The following is a 17,729-nucleotide window of genomic DNA, read 5'->3' as shown; positions in this document are numbered from 1 at the left end:
CCTTGTTAAAATGTTAATCGATACGTACAATGTGTTTTATAGCGTTCTGCTCCGATGGACTCGACAACGGCAATCATTTTTCTGTTGAAGCTCCCAATCCAGTTCATTTGTATCTCCTGATATGTCGGGGGACGCAATTGAGAAACGGAATTTGCAAAATTCACTATGAAGGCGCTTTCGACACCTCTCCCTTGGTAGTCCGGATGAATTCCAAAAACCATCCCTACCATTGTTGTACACTTTCTTGTTGTTTTTCGGTACAAAAATCGAATTTTTTGGCAAATGTTTAAACTTCCGTTACGTAAAAATTTCACTAACAGCTGGTTTAGGTCTGGCAAATTGATGAAAAAGCCTATCGGTTGTTGTTTAAAGTAAGAAAACCAAATTATTTTCTTGTCCATCGCTGGACGCATATGTGCAATTAATTGCGCTACTTCGGCTCTGCTCAGTGCATTAACACCATCAAAATCTTTCCATGCGGCATTATAAACTTCCATAAAAGAAGTAATTATTTCCTTTTCGGAAAGTTTACTGATGTCTTCGAAGCGATAGTTCGGATCTTGTTGAATCCTACTCGCCCGATGTAGGACGGCGGGACTGAATGCTACCGATATTTTCCGGCGATAAGTATATTGTTCAAATAGGGCTTCGAAAGAATATTGTCGAAACAGCGATTGATAGTAGGGGGGATGGTAGAACATGCCATAAACCGGCGGGTAGAATCCAGCAATCAGCAAACCCCACCATTGATCGCGTGTGCCAAAATTAATGGGACCGTCCATTTGTTTCAAGCCATGCTCTTGAAGCCAGCTCTTTGCCTGATCGAACAGTAAGTTTGCAGCTTCTTGTTGGTTGATACATTCAAAAAAGCCGAATCCACCTTGGTTCTCTCCAAGTTTATCATCGAAATGATAAAATGCGGCAATCCGTCCGATAACCTCGTCCTTAACATCATAAAGATTCCAGCGCATGAGGTCACCCTTCTCAAAATATGAGTTCTTCGATCGGTCAAAGACCGACTCGATATCGCTGTTCAGCGGGTGAATATAATTTCGGTTAGCTCGGTTTATTATGGCCGGCAATTCAAGGAATTGTTTTGAATCAGCGGCATTTACCACTTCCTTTAAATACATTATCTAAAATCATGATATAAGAATTAAATATAGCGAATAAACTTGCATTAAACCGCGAAAAACTGAAATAACGACCGACTCTTCTAAATAAAATTTATATCTTTAGTAAATTGAAACTTTTATTAATCGACAATTAAATGGATCCAGCAATTCAACTCGTACTCATTATTATCGGAGCGGTAATCGCCATATTCTTCCTACTTTATCTACTTCCTGTCAATCTGTGGTTTACAGCACAGCTGTCCAATGTTAAGATCAGTTTACTGAATCTTGTATTGATGCGCCTAAGGAAAGTGTCGCCAGCATTGGTCACCAATGCCATGATCACTTCTACCAAAGCAGGTTTAAAGATTAGTTCTAATGAAATAGAAACGCACTACTTAGCGGGTGGGAATGTAAATAAAGTAATCAAAGCACTGATCTCTGCTGACAAAGCTAATATCCCGCTCGATTTTAAACTAGCAACTGCTATTGACTTAGCAGGTCGTGACGTGTTTGATGCGGTACAGCTCTCTGTAAATCCGCAGGTAATTAATACACCTCCGGTGGCTGCCGTAGCAAAGGACGGTATTCAACTAATCGCAAAAGCGCGGGTGACGGTTCGTGCAAACATCAACCAATTAGTTGGTGGTGCCGGTGAAGAAACAATCCTAGCGCGTGTTGGTGAAGGGATCGTTACGACGATCGGTTCTTCTAGCAATCATAAAGAAGTATTGGAGAATCCCGATAGAATCTCAAAAACGGTACTATCAAAAGGACTAGACTCGGGAACAGCCTTTGAAATCCTTTCTATTGATATCGCAGATATCGATATCGGTGAAAACGTAGGAGCGAAGTTACAAACAGACCAAGCGGAAGCCGATCTAAAGGTAGCCAATGCAAGAGCAGAAGAGCGTCGCGCGATGGCCGTAGCAACTGAGCAAGAGATGCGCGCGAAAGCACAAGAAGCGAAGGCAAAAGTAATTGAAGCCGAATCTCAAGTACCAATGGCTTTAGCAGAGGCATTTAGAAATGGTAATCTAGGTATTATGGATTATTATAAAATGCAGAATATCCAAGCAGATACCGATATGAGAACTTCAATCGCTAAACCAAACGGACCAGAGAAAAAATAGTAATCAACGGATTAGTTGAAATAAACAACAAGGGCTGTACATGATAAGATGATACAGCCCTTGTTGTTTATGACGCACTTTGAAACCGATCTGCATGAAGCGATCTAACGGTGATTTGACGAATTTAAGGGATTTCACTTCTGGACGCTTATCGCCCATTTTTCACTGAAAATAGTTTTGATTAGATAGATTTTCTCTAAAAAATAAACCCTGACGATGGGCGCCAGGGTTTGATACTAACCAATTATAAACCTAAATTATGAAAAGACAAATTTTAACTAATAATTCTACTATTCCTTCGAATTATGATACAAAGGTAAAGCAAGAATTTAATTCTGCAAAGCGTTTCCAAAAAAAAGTTTCCTCTGCAACTACTTTCTGACAATTCTCTGATTTATGTGTTTTAACAAATAAAGTTTTGGCATTAATTGATTAATCTTACATATTAATAACTCTTAAAGTTTGTCTAATTTTGGGGATAATTTAAAAATATGATCTTTCAGAAGTTTACACAGATAAAGGCAGTTGTATTAGATGTTGATGGTGTATTGACCGATGGCACCCTGCAAGTCAATGAATCGGGCGATCAGTTACGGACCTTCTATGTGAAGGATGGTTATGCCATGCAATTAGCAGAGAAAATGGGCCTGATGTTATGGGTGATATCCGGCGGAAGATCGGAGGGCGTACGATTGCGTCTGCAAGGACTCGGTGTCAAAGAAATACACTTAGGCGTGAGCCAAAAGATGGACGTTCTGAACGAGCTGTTGACTAAATATGAATTAACCGCCGATCAGCTAATGTATGTTGGCGATGATATGCCAGACTACGAGGTGATGCAGGTCGTTGGTATCGCAGCATGCCCGGTTGATGCCGTAGAGGATATCAAAACCATCTCCCACTATATGTCGCCATTTAAAGGTGGACGAGGTGTTGTGCGAGATATCTTAGAAAAGATATTAAAGCTACAGGGAAAATGGGGCGTACAGACTCATATAAAGAGCGTTTAATGATCCAGCATAAGTTGAAAAATATTTCGATCATCCTCGGGTCGAAATCGCCTAGACGAAAAGAGTTGCTAGCTTCAATGGATATTGCTTTTGAAGTTGAAGTCAAAGAAACAGATGAATCTTACGACCCAGCGCTTTCAGCCGTAGAAATCGTGAAGTATATCGCCGAAACGAAACTTAGCGCATTTGATCGCCAGCGCTACTTTGATAAGCTATTAATCTGCGCAGATACCATTGTTGTAGACGAGCAGGGCGATGTACTCGGAAAACCTGCCGATCTGGAAGAAGCAAAAGCCGTAATTAAACGCTTAGCTGGCAAATCACATCGTGTTTACACAGCAGTCGCCTTAGCCTACCAAGACCAAAAAGTAAGCTTCGTCGAAGAAACAACCGTTTGGTTAAATCATCTGTCAGATGAAGAAATCGACTACTACGTCGAGCGTTTTAAACCATTGGATAAAGCCGGTTCTTACGGCATCCAAGAATGGATCGGTAGAGTAGGGATTAATAAAATCATCGGCTCCTACGAAAATGTAATCGGACTACCAACAGCACGGTTGCAGCAAGAACTTAAGCGAGTATTTTATTAGATATCAGATATTAGATTTTAGACATTAGAGTTGTCTGAACCAGGAAAGGAAGGATTTTAAGATAAGCAGGATCCTGCCCATCCTTTCATCCTTCCTTTCCTGGTTCAAAGACAAAGCATCCTGTCAATCCTTACATTCTTCCTTTCCCGCTTCAAACGAAGGCAATACGCCGGATCCTGTCAATCTTTACATCCTTCCTTTCCTGGTTCAAAGACAAAGCGCCCTGTCAATCCTTACGTTCTTCTTTTCCCGCCTCAAACGAAGGCAATACGCCAGATCCTGCCCATCTTTACATCCTTCCTTTCCTGGTTCAAAGACAATCTCAATCCTTACATCATTCTTTCTTGTTTAAATCAAAGGCGCCTAATCGGCGTCCTATATTTCTAAAATCTAATGTCTTATTTCAAATGTCTAAAATCCACTGCCGCCATAGGTCTAAATACTAACTACTAACTACTATTCAAACCCAATGTAAACCCAATACAAACCCCTATCAAAGCCGCTTCAGAAGGGATTTGATAGGGGTTAATATTGGGTCATGAAAGGTTTTTACTCCTTTCAGGTCACTCGTATTTCTATTTGATATGGTATCGGATACCGGTATAGAACATTCGGCCGGTAATTGGTCCCCATACGAGATTGGTATCGAAGTTCTGGCCAAACGGATTGTCGAACGCTAAGATTGGATCTTTCTGGTAGAAGTTTGTTAGGTTCTCTCCACCGATATAGATATCAAAGTTTTTGTTCTTGCCGAATGTACGGCTTACTTGAGCATTCATCGTTACGTAAGCATCAGAGCGTGTATCTAGTTGGTATTCAATAGGGTTACTAGCAGTGCTCGGTAAACGTTTTTTGCCCACCACGTTTAGGGTATAGTCAAATGCCCAACCGGAGTGCAGGTTGTATGCTAGGTTCAGGAACCCACGATGCTTCGCATTCATTGGTTTCTCTAATCTTCCAGACTGATAATCTGTCTGTACGTCTAATAAGCGGTACGCCATACGTGCTTCAAAATGTTGAAGTGGCATAAAGCGGAACTCCGCCTGAATACTGTTTGAGAATGATTTGCCATCTAAATTATAGAAGCTAACCTGGCGTGGATCTTCATAGTCGATTACGACTTGATTTTGGAAACGGTTGTGGAACAACTCGACCGATATACCTGACTCTCTGCCGAACAATTGGAAATTTTGGTCGAAAGTGAATCCGGTATTCCAGGATACCTCAGGCTTCAGGCCATAAGCATTGGCACCATTGATGAGACCTGCCATATTGTTGATCGTACGGCTGGAAGCAAAAATACCTAAGTTTTCTGCAAAGATGTTCGCTGTGCGCTGTCCTCTTCCTGAACTTAAGCGAAGGGTGGTGTTGAGGGTTGGCTGATAGCGTAACACCGCGCGTGGCGTAGTAAACCAACCATATAGGTTGTTATAATCCTGGCGTAAGCCTAAAACAGCGTCGAAGTTTTCCGACGGACTAAAGGTGTACTCTGCAAATGCGCCTGCAGTGGTTTCTTTACGACCGAAATCATATTGATAAGCGGTTTGTCCTGCCTGATAGCGCGCTAAATCCTCATCATAATTATCATGTTGTACGGATGCCCCAACTTTATATTTATGAGCAACCGAACCTAATATGTCCTGATACAATAAGTTTGCATATAGGGATTTCTGCTCATTGTCGTATGCGTTCAATCCAAAGAAGCTCTCTTGTTTAAAGCGACTTGCTGATAATTGCAGTCCGATACTACGGTGTTTATTTGTCGGGAAAACATAACCCAACTTACCAAAACCTTCGATACGCTGGTTTTTAAAACCTAAGCCATAAAGGTCAGTTCCATATTTATCGGTTTTCTCGTTGAAATCGATCTGTCCACCGATACGGTCATCATGGAGGAATTTAATGCCAAATTGAGCGATAACTCCTTTTCCGTTTTCATAATGCCATCTGTTGATCCCGGAAAATAGATTGCCGACCGGCATATCACGGAAACCGTTATCACTGAAGTTCATGGATTTGTTATACATGAAGTTGTCATGTAGCAATAATCCAACAGACCATTTCTCGTTGATATGATGAGAAACATTTAGGTTCACATCCGTACGTCCCATGTTGTTAGCATAAGCATTGAAAAACAACTTGTCGGAGTTATGTGGCTTCTTTAGTTCCACATTAATTTGTCCGGCCATATTTTCAAAACCGTTCGCTACAGAACCGATTCCTTTACTGATATTGATGGCTTCAATCCATGTTCCGGCAATAGAGTTTAAGCCGAGAGGTGCAGAAAATCCGCGAGGTCCCGGTAGGCCCTCTACCGTAATTTGCGTATAGATGCCGCTAAGACCTAGCATTTGAATCTGCTTACTGCCTGTCACTGCATCGCTGCTAACAACATCTACAGATGCCGTTGTGGTAAAACTTTCACTTAAATCACAACATGCCGCCTTGAAAAGTTCCTTAGCAGTTAATGTCTCTACTCTGTTTGGAGTAAGCTTCGAGATATAGTTCGACTTCTGTCTTCTCGAGATAACAATCTCTTTTAATACATTATTCTTCGCTTGGATTACGATGACCTCGTGCAGGTTTTTCACCTCTACCGTATCACTTTGCATACTTGCATGTGAAATAACAAGGTTTCGGAAAGGCTTTTTGTGCATAATTTTGAATACGCCATTCTCATTGGTCTTAACCTTTTTCGCAGGTTCATCCGCCCAGAATACAGTAACTTCTGTAATAGGGTTCAGATCGCCTTTGTCGTTTTCATTCACTACGACACCGGTCACTTCGTGATCATGATCGTGATTGTGTCCACCATCTTCCTCAGGTTTCATCGCATGCTCATGCCCTTCGTGGTCATGTCCCTCATGATCGTGATCGGCATGGTCGTGACCTTCATGGCTTTCCTCATGTTCTTCGCCTAAACGATCATACAAACAGCATTCATGGAGTTTTTCATAAACTTCATCATCAGCTTTAAACTCTCCAGCATCATGACCAATGGCAGCGATCTGCTTCTTGATATGATCAACTTTAACTTTATTGGTATCTAGTTTAACGGTTGCCAAATGGCTGTTTTGGCTCCACTCGATCTCGGTCGCACCAGCATCTAATCCTGCTTTCTCGATGCGCTTTTTACACATGCCGCAATTGCCGGCAACTTCAAAACTTACGGTCGTAAGATTGCTTTGAGCAAATAAAACTTGCCCACAAAATAATAATATGATTAATGGTAATAATCTTTGTAAATGCATAATAAATCTAATATTGAATCAATTGTCTTAATAAATAATCCGGATTGAAATCAATATTAAATCAAATTCTGAAGTTGCAGTTTAGCAGATATACAGGATTGGTATAGGAGAGCTGAAGCTCTTCGCTATGAGGATTCCACTTCAGATCTTGCTCTATCCATTGTTCTAGATAGGGTAATAACCACGGGATGACTACTACTGCGGGGCTGAAGTTGAAAAGTTGTTGAATGGATGATTGTAGTTGTTCTGACTCGCTTTTGAGTTCAAGTTGAACATCTTTACACATGTCTTTATCCTTACAACAGTTAGCGTTTGGGTCGCTATGTTGTTGATTGTGATGGTGTTCTACGCACATGGGGCAGCGGTCGTGTGATACTTTTTCCTCGTCTAAAACAGAGATTAAAGTACGTTTTCCACAATGATGCATATAGACAGTTGCTCCTGTACTGCATACAGAATAAATCGTCAAAAGCAATATGGCAACTATTTTTCTCATGTGATGTTTCAAATATAGAAACAAATAAAACATTTGTGGATAAAAAATATTAAAAATTACTTGCGAAAGAGAAAGTGCGGCTTTATATTAGTCTAACTTAATAGTATAAACCTAGTAAAATTATGGAACAATTAGCTGCACATCCAAGCTTGCTGTTTATTGGCGTCGGAGGACTTACCTTGGCGGCAGGTGCGGTAATTTTTTTATTTAACAAAGTTCTTAACCGAGTTAACTAAATAACAAAAGGGGATTTGCTGAATCCCCTTTTTTATTGTCTTTAATATTTACGATTTGATAGACTGTATAAATGCAGGTATGCGGTCTAAGTAGTCATCTTCCGCCAATAGCTTGACGAACGCTGTACCTACGATTGCGCCATTGGCATAACTCGTAGCTTTTGAAAAGGTATGGCTATCATGTATCCCAAACCCTATGATGAATGGGTTTTTCAGGTCCATATCCTTTATTCGTTGGAAGTAACTTGCTGCTTGGTCTTGGATATCTAATTGTTTTCCCGTCGTGGCGTTTGACGATAATAGATAAATAAAGCTTGTCGATAAATCATCGATCTTGCGGATTCGGGATTCCGAAGTCTGTGGCGTAACTAAAAAGATGTTGCTAATTCCGTTCTCCTCAAAAATAGGTTGGTATAGCTCCTCATATTCATACATCGGTAGGTCTGGGATGATGGTTCCATTGACACCAACTTCCTTACATGCTTTGCAGAATGCTTCTACGCCAAATTGAATAACCGGATTGACATACCCCATCAAAAATACGGGGATCTGTACATGCTCTCGCAAATCTTTAAGCTGCTCGAACAATACCTTAAGCGTCATTCCGTTTTTTAATGCAACTTCCGAGCTATGTTGGATGGTAGGGCCATCCGCCACAGGGTCGGAATAGGGAAATCCGATTTCTAGAAAATCTGCCCCTGCGGCCTCTAGAGCCTTAGCGATTTCTAGGGTACTATTAATGTGCGGGTATCCTGCGGTGAAGTAAATGGACAATAATCCATTTGCGTGTTTTGTTATTTGCATGGTCTTAAAATCCAAAATATTTCATGTAATTATCTAAATCCTTGTCTCCGCGGCCTGATAAACAGATGACAACGGTTTCATCGCCTTTAAAGTTCATCTTCTCCAGATGTGCAAGTGCGTGGGAACTTTCAATTGCCGGGATGATACCTTCAAGCTTCGTTAATTGCAAGCCTGCTTGCATCGCTTCATCATCTGTCGCACTAACATATGTTCCACGACCCGACTTGAATAACCAGGCGTGCTGCGGTCCGATACCCGGGTAGTCTAACCCAGCCGAGATAGAATAAGGTTCGATTACTTGGCCATCCTCCGTTTGCATCAGGATGGAGCGGCTACCGTGTAATACTCCTTCGTTACCAAGAATCGTCGTTGCAGCAGATTCACCGCTGTCTACACCATGTCCGGCCGCTTCAACTGCGATCAATTGAACATCTTCGTCGTCTAAGAAATGATAGAACATTCCTGCTGCATTTGAACCTCCACCTACACAGGCCATCACAATATCCGGAGTTTCTTTGCCGGTCTTCTCTAATAGCTGCTTCTTCGTTTCTTCGGATATAATCGATTGAAAGCGAGCAACCATATCGGGATAAGGATGTGGTCCTACGACAGAACCTATGATATAATGCGTATCCACTGGATTATTTATCCAATCTCTAAGCGCTTCGTTGGTTGCATCCTTCAATGTTTTGCTGCCTGATTTAGCCGCCACAACAGTTGCTCCCATCATCTTCATACGGGCAACGTTTGGTGCCTGGCGCTCAATATCGATTTCACCCATGTAAACAACACATTCTAATCCCTTTAATGCGCATACCGTTGCGGTAGCAACCCCATGTTGTCCGGCTCCGGTCTCTGCAATGATTCGTTTCTTTCCGAGTTTTTCTGCTAATAGGATTTGTCCTATCGTGTTGTTGATCTTATGTGCTCCTGTATGATTCAGATCTTCGCGTTTTAAGAAGATATTAGCATTATATTTTTCCGATAAGCGATTAGCACGGTAAAGAGGAGAGGGGCGTCCTACGTAATCCTTTAATAATTGTTCGAACTCCGCTTTAAAACTTGGATCTTCTAGGATCGCTAAGTATTGCTCCTGCAACTCTTCCACATTAGGATACAGCATCTCCGGGATGTATGCACCACCAAAAGGGCCGTAATATCCTTTGTTATTTACTTGATATTTGCTCATGTTCAATTATTTTCAGTGCTTTATTTATTTTATCTAAGTCTTTGAGACCTGCAGATATTTCAAATTTTGAATTTAAGTCCAAGCCGATTAGTCTTTCGTCATCGAATTGGTAGGCTTCAGCCAGATTTTCTAATGATAATCCACCACTTAAGAAATAGGGCTTGGCGTAAGGATAGGTCTTCAGCTTATCCCAGTTGAATGTTTTTCCAGTGCCACCATATGCTTCGCTCTTGCTATCAAATAGGAAATAATCGACTGCAGCGAGATAGGCTTCTAGCTCATTCCATTGGAAATCATCGTCCACACCAAAGGCTTTGATAAGCTCTACACCCAAATCTTTGATTTCCTGGCACAGGGCTACCGATTCATTTCCGTGTAATTGAACAGCCTCTAGCTGCTGATCAAGGATCGTTTGCTTGATGGTAGCTCTATCTGCATTAACGAAAACTCCTGTCCTTTTAATAGTCTTTGGAATGGGAAGATCAATGACCTCCGAAACATAGCGTGGCGACTTCTCATAAAAGATATGCCCGATATAGTTTATTGGAAGTTTTACCAGTCCTGCGATATTCTCAGGCTCCCGCATACCGCATACTTTGATGAGGATTTCCTTAGCCATTGATTAGCTTATTAAAACTGTTTAATGCTTTTAATCCCAACAAGGAAGACTCCGCTTCGTAATAACAATCGCCAAAGCTCTTTTCCGGATGGAAGGTTTTGATTCCGAAAGCCGCGTTTGTCAATACGGTATTATTCTGTTCGTTGGTTCCTTCGCCTTCAATTATTTTTCTGAATATGCTCGCAGCGTCCTCTACCGTATCTCCACCCGCAAGATCAGCGGGATTGATTGGGCTAAAGCCGATTTCTTCGGTCGTATAATAGTTCTCGCCGGCGTTGGTAATGATCTTGAAATCTCCGGTCAACGATATTTCATCATAACCATCTAAAGCATGCATGATGCTGTATTGCTTGTCTGTCCCTTGGTACAGGTAGGCGTATAAGCGGGCTAGCTCTAAGCTGAAAACGCCTACCGATTGGAATTTCGGATTGGCAGGATTGGTCAGTGGGCCGAGCATATTAAAGAAAGTCTTCACCGATAATGCTCTGCGGATGGGAGCTACAGTTTTCATTGCCGGATGGAAGAGCGGAGCATGAAGAAAGCAGATGTTTGATCGTTCCAACTGCGCTTGTAATTCGTTCTGATCATTAGTGAACTGATACCCCAGATATTCCATCACATTAGAAGAACCGCATCCAGAAGATACCCCCACGTTTCCATGTTTAGCAACATGGTACCCGGCACCAGCCACAACGAAGGATGCTATCGTTGATATATTGAATGTGTTTTTGCCATCACCGCCGGTGCCACACATATCGATCAAATCGTATCCTTTAAACTCGACCTTATTGCACAGATCGTACATGGCATCGCGAAATCCGCCCAGTTCTTCCACGCGGATGCTCCGCATGCCGTAGATCGTCATAAAGGCTGCAATCTGGTGGCTATCGTATTTGCCGGTAGCAATGTTCGTAAGGATGTCGTATGCTTCCTTTCTTGTAAACGACTTGTATTCAAATAAATGTGCTAGTATCTCTTTCATAAAATTCAATAAAAAGGGCTTGCCGAAAAGGCAAGCCCGCTATTTTTTGTTTCGCTAAATTAAACTAATAGGTTATTGCCACAACATTATATGCTGTGCCACCACCAAGTTTTATTTGCTACTGCTGTATTCATTAGTTATTGAACAAATATCAAAGATACTTTTGAGAATTGCAAGAATTCTATTAAAAAAATGTCTTTTTGTTAATAGGTGACGAAATGCGCCATCTCATTTCCTTTTGATACCAGGGTAAAAGAGGCGATTTTTCCGTCTTCAACGTATAGGGAAGTCAATAGTCTGTTTTTGTAGTAAAGAAAAACCATGTTATCAATGTTCATGCCTTCCGGGTCGATATCGCGTACTTCTTTGCGCGGTAGCTCATGAAAAGTTTTATATTGAATCTCATCCACATTTTTCAACGATAGGTTGATTCTTATTTCTTGTAGACTAGCCTCCAAGTAGTCGTAAAGCTCATCATTGGGATTATTAACAATCACCCTTTCACTCAGGATAACATCCAATGGCGTGTCAAAGTTGGCTAATTCATTGATAAAGCCACGTGCGACGTTCATACTCTTGCCGTCGCCGGTAGAGCCTTTAGCGGATTGAGCCATTGACATAAAAGGAAGTATGATTGTTAGTAAAAAAAGTAATTGCTTTCCCATATTCATTCTGTTTAAGCCTTTGACAAATATTTCTATAAAAGGATTAAATAAAAAGCGCCTTTTTTAAAAAGGCGCTTTCTATCATGATGTTAATATTCGTCTTCGTTGAAAAAGAAGTCATCTTTAGTCGGATAATCTGGCCAAATCTCCTCGATGTTCTCGTAAGGTTCACCGTCGTCTTCTAAAGCTTGAAGGTTTTCAATTACTTCAACAGGTGCTCCTGAACGAATAGCGTAGTCAATTAATTCATCTTTTGTCGCTGGCCATGGAGCGTCTTCTAAATGCGAAGCTAATTCAAGTGTCCAATACATATCTCTTTAATTAAGTTTTACATTTTCGCAAAAATAATATTTAATTTAACTAATGCAAGTAAAATATGTGTAAATCTTTCATTAATAATATAACTAATAGAATATCAGTTATTTAATTACTTGAATGCAAGGCTAAACATTAATATTTGGCGAGATTTTCTAACCAGAATTTATTCATTTTTTCATAAACCTCGTTCTCCACCGTGTTAGTTTTTGCGTTTTCAGTTTCAGCATACTGAATGGGCTTTAGCACAGAGATGTGAATAACACCGGGAGCAGATCCGAATTCTCGGCCATCATCCCACATAACCTTCCACGCATTGTGGATAATCACAGGAAGAATTGCAGTTCGATTCTCCTGCGCCATTTTAAAGGCGCCTGCTTTAAATTTGTGAAGTTTGGGTGGATATTCATCTTCAATAGCACCTTCCGGAAATATCACCAGAGATTTGCCTAATCCCAGCAGTTCCAAACCACGCTTAAAAGCTTTGAATGAGGATATCTTGCTCTCACGTTTCACCGGTATATCGATCGACTTAAAGAAAATACGTGTTACAGGGTTCTTTAACAGTTCTATTTTACCCATAAAGGAGAACTGCTGTGGACAAAGGTAGGTGAGCGCTGTGATATCTAAAATAGAGGTATGGTTGGGACAAAGAATATAGGGCTGAGACCAATCGATAGGCTCCTCGTAATGTATTTTAAAGCGAATACCAACCAAATGAACACTAAGAATAGAAATCCACTTGCGAAACCAAACGATAGCAGCATAGTTCTTAATCGGATTCCTAGAAAGTAAAAAAAGAAGGGGATAAGAAAGGATAAAAAAGAATAATACAGCAAAGAAATAAAGAAGCCTGTGTATTTTTCTTAATAATAATAACATTATCTGCGATCAGTTAGCCGAAGATAAAAAAAATGCTTCACAAGCGTGAAGCATTTTTATGTTATTTGCTTAATTCAGCGTAATATTTATGGAAAAGTGGAATTGTCTCTATACCCTTCAGGTAGTTTTCAATGCCATATTTTTCATTTGGAGAGTGTAAGTTATCACTGTCCAATCCAAAACCTAACAATACCGTTTTGATTCCTAATTCTTGTTCGAATAAAGCAACGATTGGAATAGAACCACCGCCGCGTGTAGGTACTGGTTTCTTGTTGAAGGTTTCTTCTAAAGCTTTCTCAGCAGCTTTGTAAGCGATACTGTCTGTAGGAGTTACTACAGGCTCGCCACCATGATGAGGTTTAACTTCGATTTTAATATAATCAGGAGCAATACCTTCGAAGTGCTTCTTGAATAATTCTGTAATGCGTTCTGAGTTTTGGTTAGGAACTAAACGCATGGATATCTTAGCAAATGCTTTAGAAGGTAATACAGTCTTCGCACCTTCACCGATATATCCACCCCAAATACCATTTACTTCTAATGTTGGGCGAATACCCGTACGTTCAATTGTCGTATATCCTTTTTCTCCCCAAACATCTGCAACGCCTAAGTCCGTTTTGTATTCTTCGATATCGAAAGGTGCTTCGTTCAACGCTTTGCGTTCTTCTGCAGTTAATTCAATAACGTCATCGTAGAATCCTGGGATAGCGATATGGTTGTTCTCATCGTGCAATGAAGCAATCATCTTCGCTAGGATGGTAGCAGGGTTTGCTACAGCACCACCATAAACTCCTGAGTGCAGATCGCGGTTAGGACCTGTAACTTCTACTTCAACATAAGAAAGACCACGTAAGCCTGTTTCTAATGAAGGAGTCTCTAAGCTGATCATTGAAGTATCGGAAATAACGATTACATCTGCTTTCAAGCGCTCTTTGTTCTCGCGAACAAAGATTCCTAAGTTAGCTGAACCTACTTCTTCTTCGCCTTCGATCATGAATTTGATGTTACAAGCTAGCTCATTGTTTTTAACCATATATTCAAATGCCTTAACATGCATATAGAATTGGCCTTTATCATCAGCGGCACCACGTGCATAGATTTTACCATCGCGAACGGTAGGTTCGAATGGAGGGGTATCCCACAATTCCAATGGATCTGCAGGCTGCACATCGTAGTGACCATAAACTAATACAGTTGGTAAAGATGGATCGAAGATCTTCTCTCCATATACAATTGGGTAGCCAGCAGTCGGGCAGACTTCAACATTATCCGCGCCAGCATCTTTTAATTTTTGAGCGACAAACTCTGCAGTGTTTAAGACACCTTCTTTAAATTGTGGATCTGCACTTACAGAGGGAAAGCGCAATAATTCAAATAATTCGTCCAAGAAGCGATCCTTATTCGCTTCTACATAGTCTTTGATTTTTTGCATTTCAAATGGTTTTTACAAAGGTAGTGAAATAAATTTTACTAAACCTGTAACTTTTCACTCTGTTAGGCTACCAATAGATGGTTCTGATGAAGTCCCTAGCGTATTTGTATTTATCTGTTAATCTATGTTAAACTCAAACGTTTGGACTGCTTATATCACGTAATTGTGATATTTTCGTAGAACCTAACGAATCGCATTATTTTTTAATATTACTTATGAAATTACTAACCACTGTCTTGCTAAGCCTTGTCCTCGGTTTTATTTCGCTACAGACTTCTGCCCAGAGTAAAATCTCAGGTTCTATTGTCGATGAGTCTGATAAGACTAAGCTAGCCAACGCCACAGTCATGCTTCTTCAAGCTAAAGACTCTATCCTCGTTGATTTTACACGTGTAAATGCTGATGGAAAGTTCGCCATCAACAATCCGGATAATCAGGATTACTTGTTGATTATTAGCTATCCAAAGTTTGGAGATTACTTCCAAACGATAAAAAAAGGAGCTGGGAATGTCGCATTAGGAGAGATTGAGCTGCAAAGTGCTGCCAATCTAATTGAAGAAGTCTTGATTACAGGGAAAATACCGGTGGTGATAAAAGGGGATACAACAGAATATGATGCCTCGAGCTTTGTGACGGAGAAGAATGCGAAGGTAGAAGACTTGCTGAAAGTGCTACCGGGTATCTCTGTCGATGCCTCAGGTAAGATTACTGCGCAAGGAAAGACCGTAGAGAAGGTCTTGGTCGATGGTGAGGAGTTCTTTGGCGATGACCCGACTTTGGTGACACGAAATATCCGTTCGGATATGGTGGATAAAGTTCAAGTTTACGAGAAGAAGTCGGAACAGGCGGAACGAACGGGAGTAGATGATGGAACCCGCATACAGACCATCAACGTGAAGTTGAAGGAAGATGCGAAGAACGGCTCTTTTGGTAAGGCGGAACTTGCGGGAGGATTAGGAAACGATAAGGAATATTACATGGGCAAGTTAGCCTACAATAAATTCAAAGGGAGTTTTAAATTAGGAGCTTATTTAATGGGCTCTACGGATGGGAAGTTTAGCCTCAGTTGGCAGGAGCAGGAGAAATTCAACATGTCGGATACGGAATCTGGAATGACAGGTGATGGTGGATTTTTTATGGTACGCAATAGCGACGAGTTTTCGAACTGGGACGGCAAGGGTCATCCAAAAGCGATTTCTCTAGGAGCTTCAGTGATGGATGCTTGGAAGGATAAGAAACATAAACTGAATGCGAGCTACAAGTTTGCTAGGATCGAAAATGATGTGTATGAAAATACTTTGCGTCAAAATGCGACCAATGAGGGGGTCATCAATACCGAGGAAAACAAGAATATCGGTTCGGATGCAAATAAACATCGTGTGAATGCGAAGTATGACCTAGCAATCGACTCCCTTTCCACGTTAACTTTTAAAGTATCGGCTGATCGTACGCATGCGGATCGCGCAACGAATGTGGATGCAAGTACCTGGAGAGATGGCACGCTTGCCTCTGACAATACGAGTAATCAGCAGGAAATGTCTAACATAACTAATGTGACCTACAATGCTTTCTATACGAAGAAATTCAAGAAGGAAGGTCGGTCAATTTCCTTAACTTTTGCAGGTAGCAATGCGGAAAACAACAACGAATTGCAGGTGAAATCGGAACTGAATAACCGTATTACCGCAGCACGCGACACCGTAGACCAATTTAAGGATGGCAATTCGAAGACTGACAATCTAAGCACGTCGATCGTTTACTCAGAGCCGCTTTCAAAACGTTGGAGATCATCGATTGGTTATGACTTTAGCCAGTCTAAAGCGCATTCTGTATTGAGTTCCTTCAACAAGAGTGCTTCCGGAGAATACAACGACTTCGATCGGGAGTTCAGTAATGATTTCAACTTCAACACAAGGACGAATTCAGCAAACCTGACTTTCGGATACAAGTCGGATAAAATAGATTTCAACGTGACGAATACCCTTCGTCATGATGATATGAATATGTTCAATAACTTGGATACTGTCGACCTGAAGCGTGATTATTTGACATTTACGCCGAATGCGCGCTTACGTTATTCTTTCACGAAGACTAAAGCATTGGGATTGGGCTATAGACGCTACACTCAACTGCCTTCTTTAACGCAGATTCAGCCATTGCGCCAGAATACGGATCAATTGAATCAAACCATTGGTAATGAAAATCTGAAGCCTTCTATCAACAACTCGTTTTCATTAGATGGCGGATCATACGAAATGATGAAGGGTAGATACTTTTATCTAGGAACGAATGTTACGCAGACAAAAAGAGCGATACAGATGAATGAGACGGTTTTTCCTGATGGGTCTAGAATCCTGATGTATGATAATGCCGATAAAGATGCCTACTCGGCTTTTGCGTATGCTGGAAGCGGATTCAACGTGATTGCCAAGCATCAGATTAAAGCTGACATTAACTTAGGAGCGAACTATAGCAGCTCCTACAATTTGATTAGAGATGTTCCGCGTCAAAACTATGAGGACATCCCTTACGACGAAAACAAATCAACGACCTATGATTATAATATCCGTTTTGGATTAGAAAAGAATACCACGAAGGGCGTTGACTTTGAAGTGGGTGCAAGACCAGGATGGCGTGTCATGAGATCTACATTTACACCGGATCGCAACTCCGAAGGCTTCACTTTAATCGGGGATGCTAGAGTAAGAGCGTACCTGCCGGCAAAATTCCAATTGTATGCTGATTTAGCTTACACATACGAGGCGCCAACTAAAACCTACGCTGAGAAATTCGAACGCGCCATCTTTACGCCAGGCGTGAGCAAGAAATTCTTAAAAGGGGAGAACTTGGTGGTAGACTTCTATGTCAACGACATCTTGAATCAAAACAAAGGATTTAGCCGTAGACAAACGGTAAACTCTTTTACCCAAGAAACGTTTAACACTATTTCCAGATATTTTATGCTAAAAGTTAGCTGGGATTTTACATCAATGAAAGGAGCTGAATAATC

At 41.0% G+C, this 17,729-nt stretch carries 15 protein-coding genes; 4 read left to right on the top strand and 11 right to left on the bottom strand.

What is annotated here, in order from left to right:
• Window positions 1–5: 5 nt before the first annotated feature.
• A complete protein-coding gene (locus DSM08_RS15940) occupies window positions 6–1,133 on the bottom strand; it encodes a hypothetical protein (RefSeq protein ID WP_149527076.1) in 1,128 nt (375 codons plus the stop codon).
• Window positions 1,134–1,270: 137 nt separating this feature from the next.
• Here DSM08_RS15940 and floA point away from each other — a divergent pair, with 137 nt between their 5' ends.
• From floA to DSM08_RS15925, 3 genes are all read left to right on the top strand, one after another.
• Window positions 1,271–2,248, top strand: coding sequence for a flotillin-like protein FloA (gene floA / locus DSM08_RS15935; RefSeq protein WP_149527075.1), 978 nt, complete (start codon window positions 1,271–1,273; stop codon window positions 2,246–2,248).
• A gap of 491 nt (window positions 2,249–2,739) precedes the next feature.
• Complete coding sequence (locus tag DSM08_RS15930) at window positions 2,740–3,258, top strand: KdsC family phosphatase (protein ID WP_149527074.1); 519 nt, start codon at window positions 2,740–2,742, stop codon at window positions 3,256–3,258.
• Window positions 3,225–3,848, top strand: coding sequence for a Maf family protein (locus DSM08_RS15925; protein WP_246172304.1), 624 nt, complete (start codon window positions 3,225–3,227; stop codon window positions 3,846–3,848). The genes DSM08_RS15930 and DSM08_RS15925 overlap by 34 nt, the downstream gene beginning before the upstream one ends.
• A gap of 575 nt (window positions 3,849–4,423) precedes the next feature.
• Here DSM08_RS15925 and DSM08_RS15920 read toward each other — a convergent pair.
• The 10 genes from DSM08_RS15920 to DSM08_RS15875 all read right to left on the bottom strand — a co-directional run bounded on the left by DSM08_RS15920 (window position 4,424) and on the right by DSM08_RS15875 (window position 14,719).
• A complete protein-coding gene (locus DSM08_RS15920) occupies window positions 4,424–7,099 on the bottom strand; it encodes a TonB-dependent receptor domain-containing protein (protein WP_149527072.1) in 2,676 nt (891 codons plus the stop codon).
• A gap of 61 nt (window positions 7,100–7,160) precedes the next feature.
• Window positions 7,161–7,454 carry a hypothetical protein gene (locus tag DSM08_RS15915; RefSeq protein WP_149527071.1) on the bottom strand — a complete coding sequence of 98 codons (294 nt, stop codon included), beginning with the start codon at window positions 7,452–7,454 and terminating at the stop codon, window positions 7,161–7,163.
• 425 nt (window positions 7,455–7,879) lie between these two features.
• Window positions 7,880–8,635, bottom strand: a complete 756-nt coding sequence (trpA, locus tag DSM08_RS15910) for a tryptophan synthase subunit alpha (protein ID WP_149527070.1) — start codon at window positions 8,633–8,635, stop codon at window positions 7,880–7,882.
• 4 nt (window positions 8,636–8,639) lie between these two features.
• A complete protein-coding gene (gene trpB / locus DSM08_RS15905; RefSeq protein WP_149527069.1) occupies window positions 8,640–9,824 on the bottom strand; it encodes a tryptophan synthase subunit beta in 1,185 nt (394 codons plus the stop codon).
• Window positions 9,802–10,443 carry a phosphoribosylanthranilate isomerase gene (locus tag DSM08_RS15900; protein WP_223110830.1) on the bottom strand — a complete coding sequence of 214 codons (642 nt, stop codon included), beginning with the start codon at window positions 10,441–10,443 and terminating at the stop codon, window positions 9,802–9,804. The genes trpB and DSM08_RS15900 overlap by 23 nt, the downstream gene beginning before the upstream one ends.
• Window positions 10,436–11,425 (bottom strand): anthranilate phosphoribosyltransferase, encoded by a 990-nt coding sequence (gene trpD / locus DSM08_RS15895; RefSeq protein WP_149527068.1) that lies wholly within the window; start codon window positions 11,423–11,425, stop codon window positions 10,436–10,438. Before trpD ends, DSM08_RS15900 begins: the two co-directional genes overlap by 8 nt.
• 203 nt (window positions 11,426–11,628) lie before the next feature.
• Window positions 11,629–12,090: a hypothetical protein gene (locus DSM08_RS15890; RefSeq protein WP_149527067.1), complete on the bottom strand. Its 462-nt coding sequence runs from the start codon at window positions 12,088–12,090 to the stop codon at window positions 11,629–11,631.
• Between the two features lie 89 nt (window positions 12,091–12,179).
• Window positions 12,180–12,401, bottom strand: a complete 222-nt coding sequence (locus DSM08_RS15885; RefSeq protein ID WP_002996718.1) for a DUF2795 domain-containing protein — start codon at window positions 12,399–12,401, stop codon at window positions 12,180–12,182.
• Between the two features lie 139 nt (window positions 12,402–12,540).
• The gene (locus DSM08_RS15880) at window positions 12,541–13,287 is read right to left on the bottom strand and encodes a lysophospholipid acyltransferase family protein (protein WP_149527066.1); all 747 of its coding nucleotides are present in this window, start codon (window positions 13,285–13,287) and stop codon (window positions 12,541–12,543) included.
• A 61-nt stretch (window positions 13,288–13,348) separates the two neighbouring features.
• The gene (locus tag DSM08_RS15875; RefSeq protein WP_149527065.1) at window positions 13,349–14,719 is read right to left on the bottom strand and encodes a dipeptidase; all 1,371 of its coding nucleotides are present in this window, start codon (window positions 14,717–14,719) and stop codon (window positions 13,349–13,351) included.
• Between the two features lie 215 nt (window positions 14,720–14,934).
• Between DSM08_RS15875 and DSM08_RS15870 the strand changes: the two genes are divergently transcribed.
• A complete protein-coding gene (locus tag DSM08_RS15870) occupies window positions 14,935–17,727 on the top strand; it encodes an outer membrane beta-barrel protein (protein WP_149527064.1) in 2,793 nt (930 codons plus the stop codon).
• Window positions 17,728–17,729: the final 2 nt, after the last annotated feature.

Source organism: Sphingobacterium hotanense (assembly GCF_008274825.1).
In the GTDB taxonomy this organism is placed as follows: Bacteria; Bacteroidota; Bacteroidia; order Sphingobacteriales; family Sphingobacteriaceae; genus Sphingobacterium; species Sphingobacterium hotanense.
The sequence above is the reverse complement of the archived record's forward strand: the minus strand, read 5'-3'. Positions and strand labels throughout refer to the sequence as shown.

Bases quoted from the DNA above. Each gene is read 5' to 3' on its own strand.
- DSM08_RS15900 (WP_223110830.1), bottom strand. From the start codon at position 10,443: ATGGCTAAGGAAATCCTCATCAAAGTATGCGGTATGCGGGAGCCTGAG.
- DSM08_RS15940 (WP_149527076.1), bottom strand. From the start codon at position 1,133: ATGTATTTAAAGGAAGTGGTAAATGCCGCTGATTCAAAACAATTCCTT.
- DSM08_RS15920 (WP_149527072.1), bottom strand. From the start codon at position 7,099: ATGCATTTACAAAGATTATTACCATTAATCATATTATTATTTTGTGGG.
- DSM08_RS15870 (WP_149527064.1), top strand. From the start codon at position 14,935: ATGAAATTACTAACCACTGTCTTGCTAAGCCTTGTCCTCGGTTTTATT.
- DSM08_RS15875 (WP_149527065.1), bottom strand. From the start codon at position 14,719: ATGCAAAAAATCAAAGACTATGTAGAAGCGAATAAGGATCGCTTCTTG.
- trpB (WP_149527069.1), bottom strand. From the start codon at position 9,824: ATGAGCAAATATCAAGTAAATAACAAAGGATATTACGGCCCTTTTGGT.
- DSM08_RS15880 (WP_149527066.1), bottom strand. From the start codon at position 13,287: ATGTTATTATTATTAAGAAAAATACACAGGCTTCTTTATTTCTTTGCT.
- DSM08_RS15930 (WP_149527074.1), top strand. From the start codon at position 2,740: ATGATCTTTCAGAAGTTTACACAGATAAAGGCAGTTGTATTAGATGTT.
- DSM08_RS15890 (WP_149527067.1), bottom strand. From the start codon at position 12,090: ATGGGAAAGCAATTACTTTTTTTACTAACAATCATACTTCCTTTTATG.
- floA (WP_149527075.1), top strand. From the start codon at position 1,271: ATGGATCCAGCAATTCAACTCGTACTCATTATTATCGGAGCGGTAATC.
- DSM08_RS15925 (WP_246172304.1), top strand. From the start codon at position 3,225: ATGGGGCGTACAGACTCATATAAAGAGCGTTTAATGATCCAGCATAAG.
- trpD (WP_149527068.1), bottom strand. From the start codon at position 11,425: ATGAAAGAGATACTAGCACATTTATTTGAATACAAGTCGTTTACAAGA.
- trpA (WP_149527070.1), bottom strand. From the start codon at position 8,635: ATGCAAATAACAAAACACGCAAATGGATTATTGTCCATTTACTTCACC.
- DSM08_RS15915 (WP_149527071.1), bottom strand. From the start codon at position 7,454: ATGTGCGTAGAACACCATCACAATCAACAACATAGCGACCCAAACGCT.
- DSM08_RS15885 (WP_002996718.1), bottom strand. From the start codon at position 12,401: ATGTATTGGACACTTGAATTAGCTTCGCATTTAGAAGACGCTCCATGG.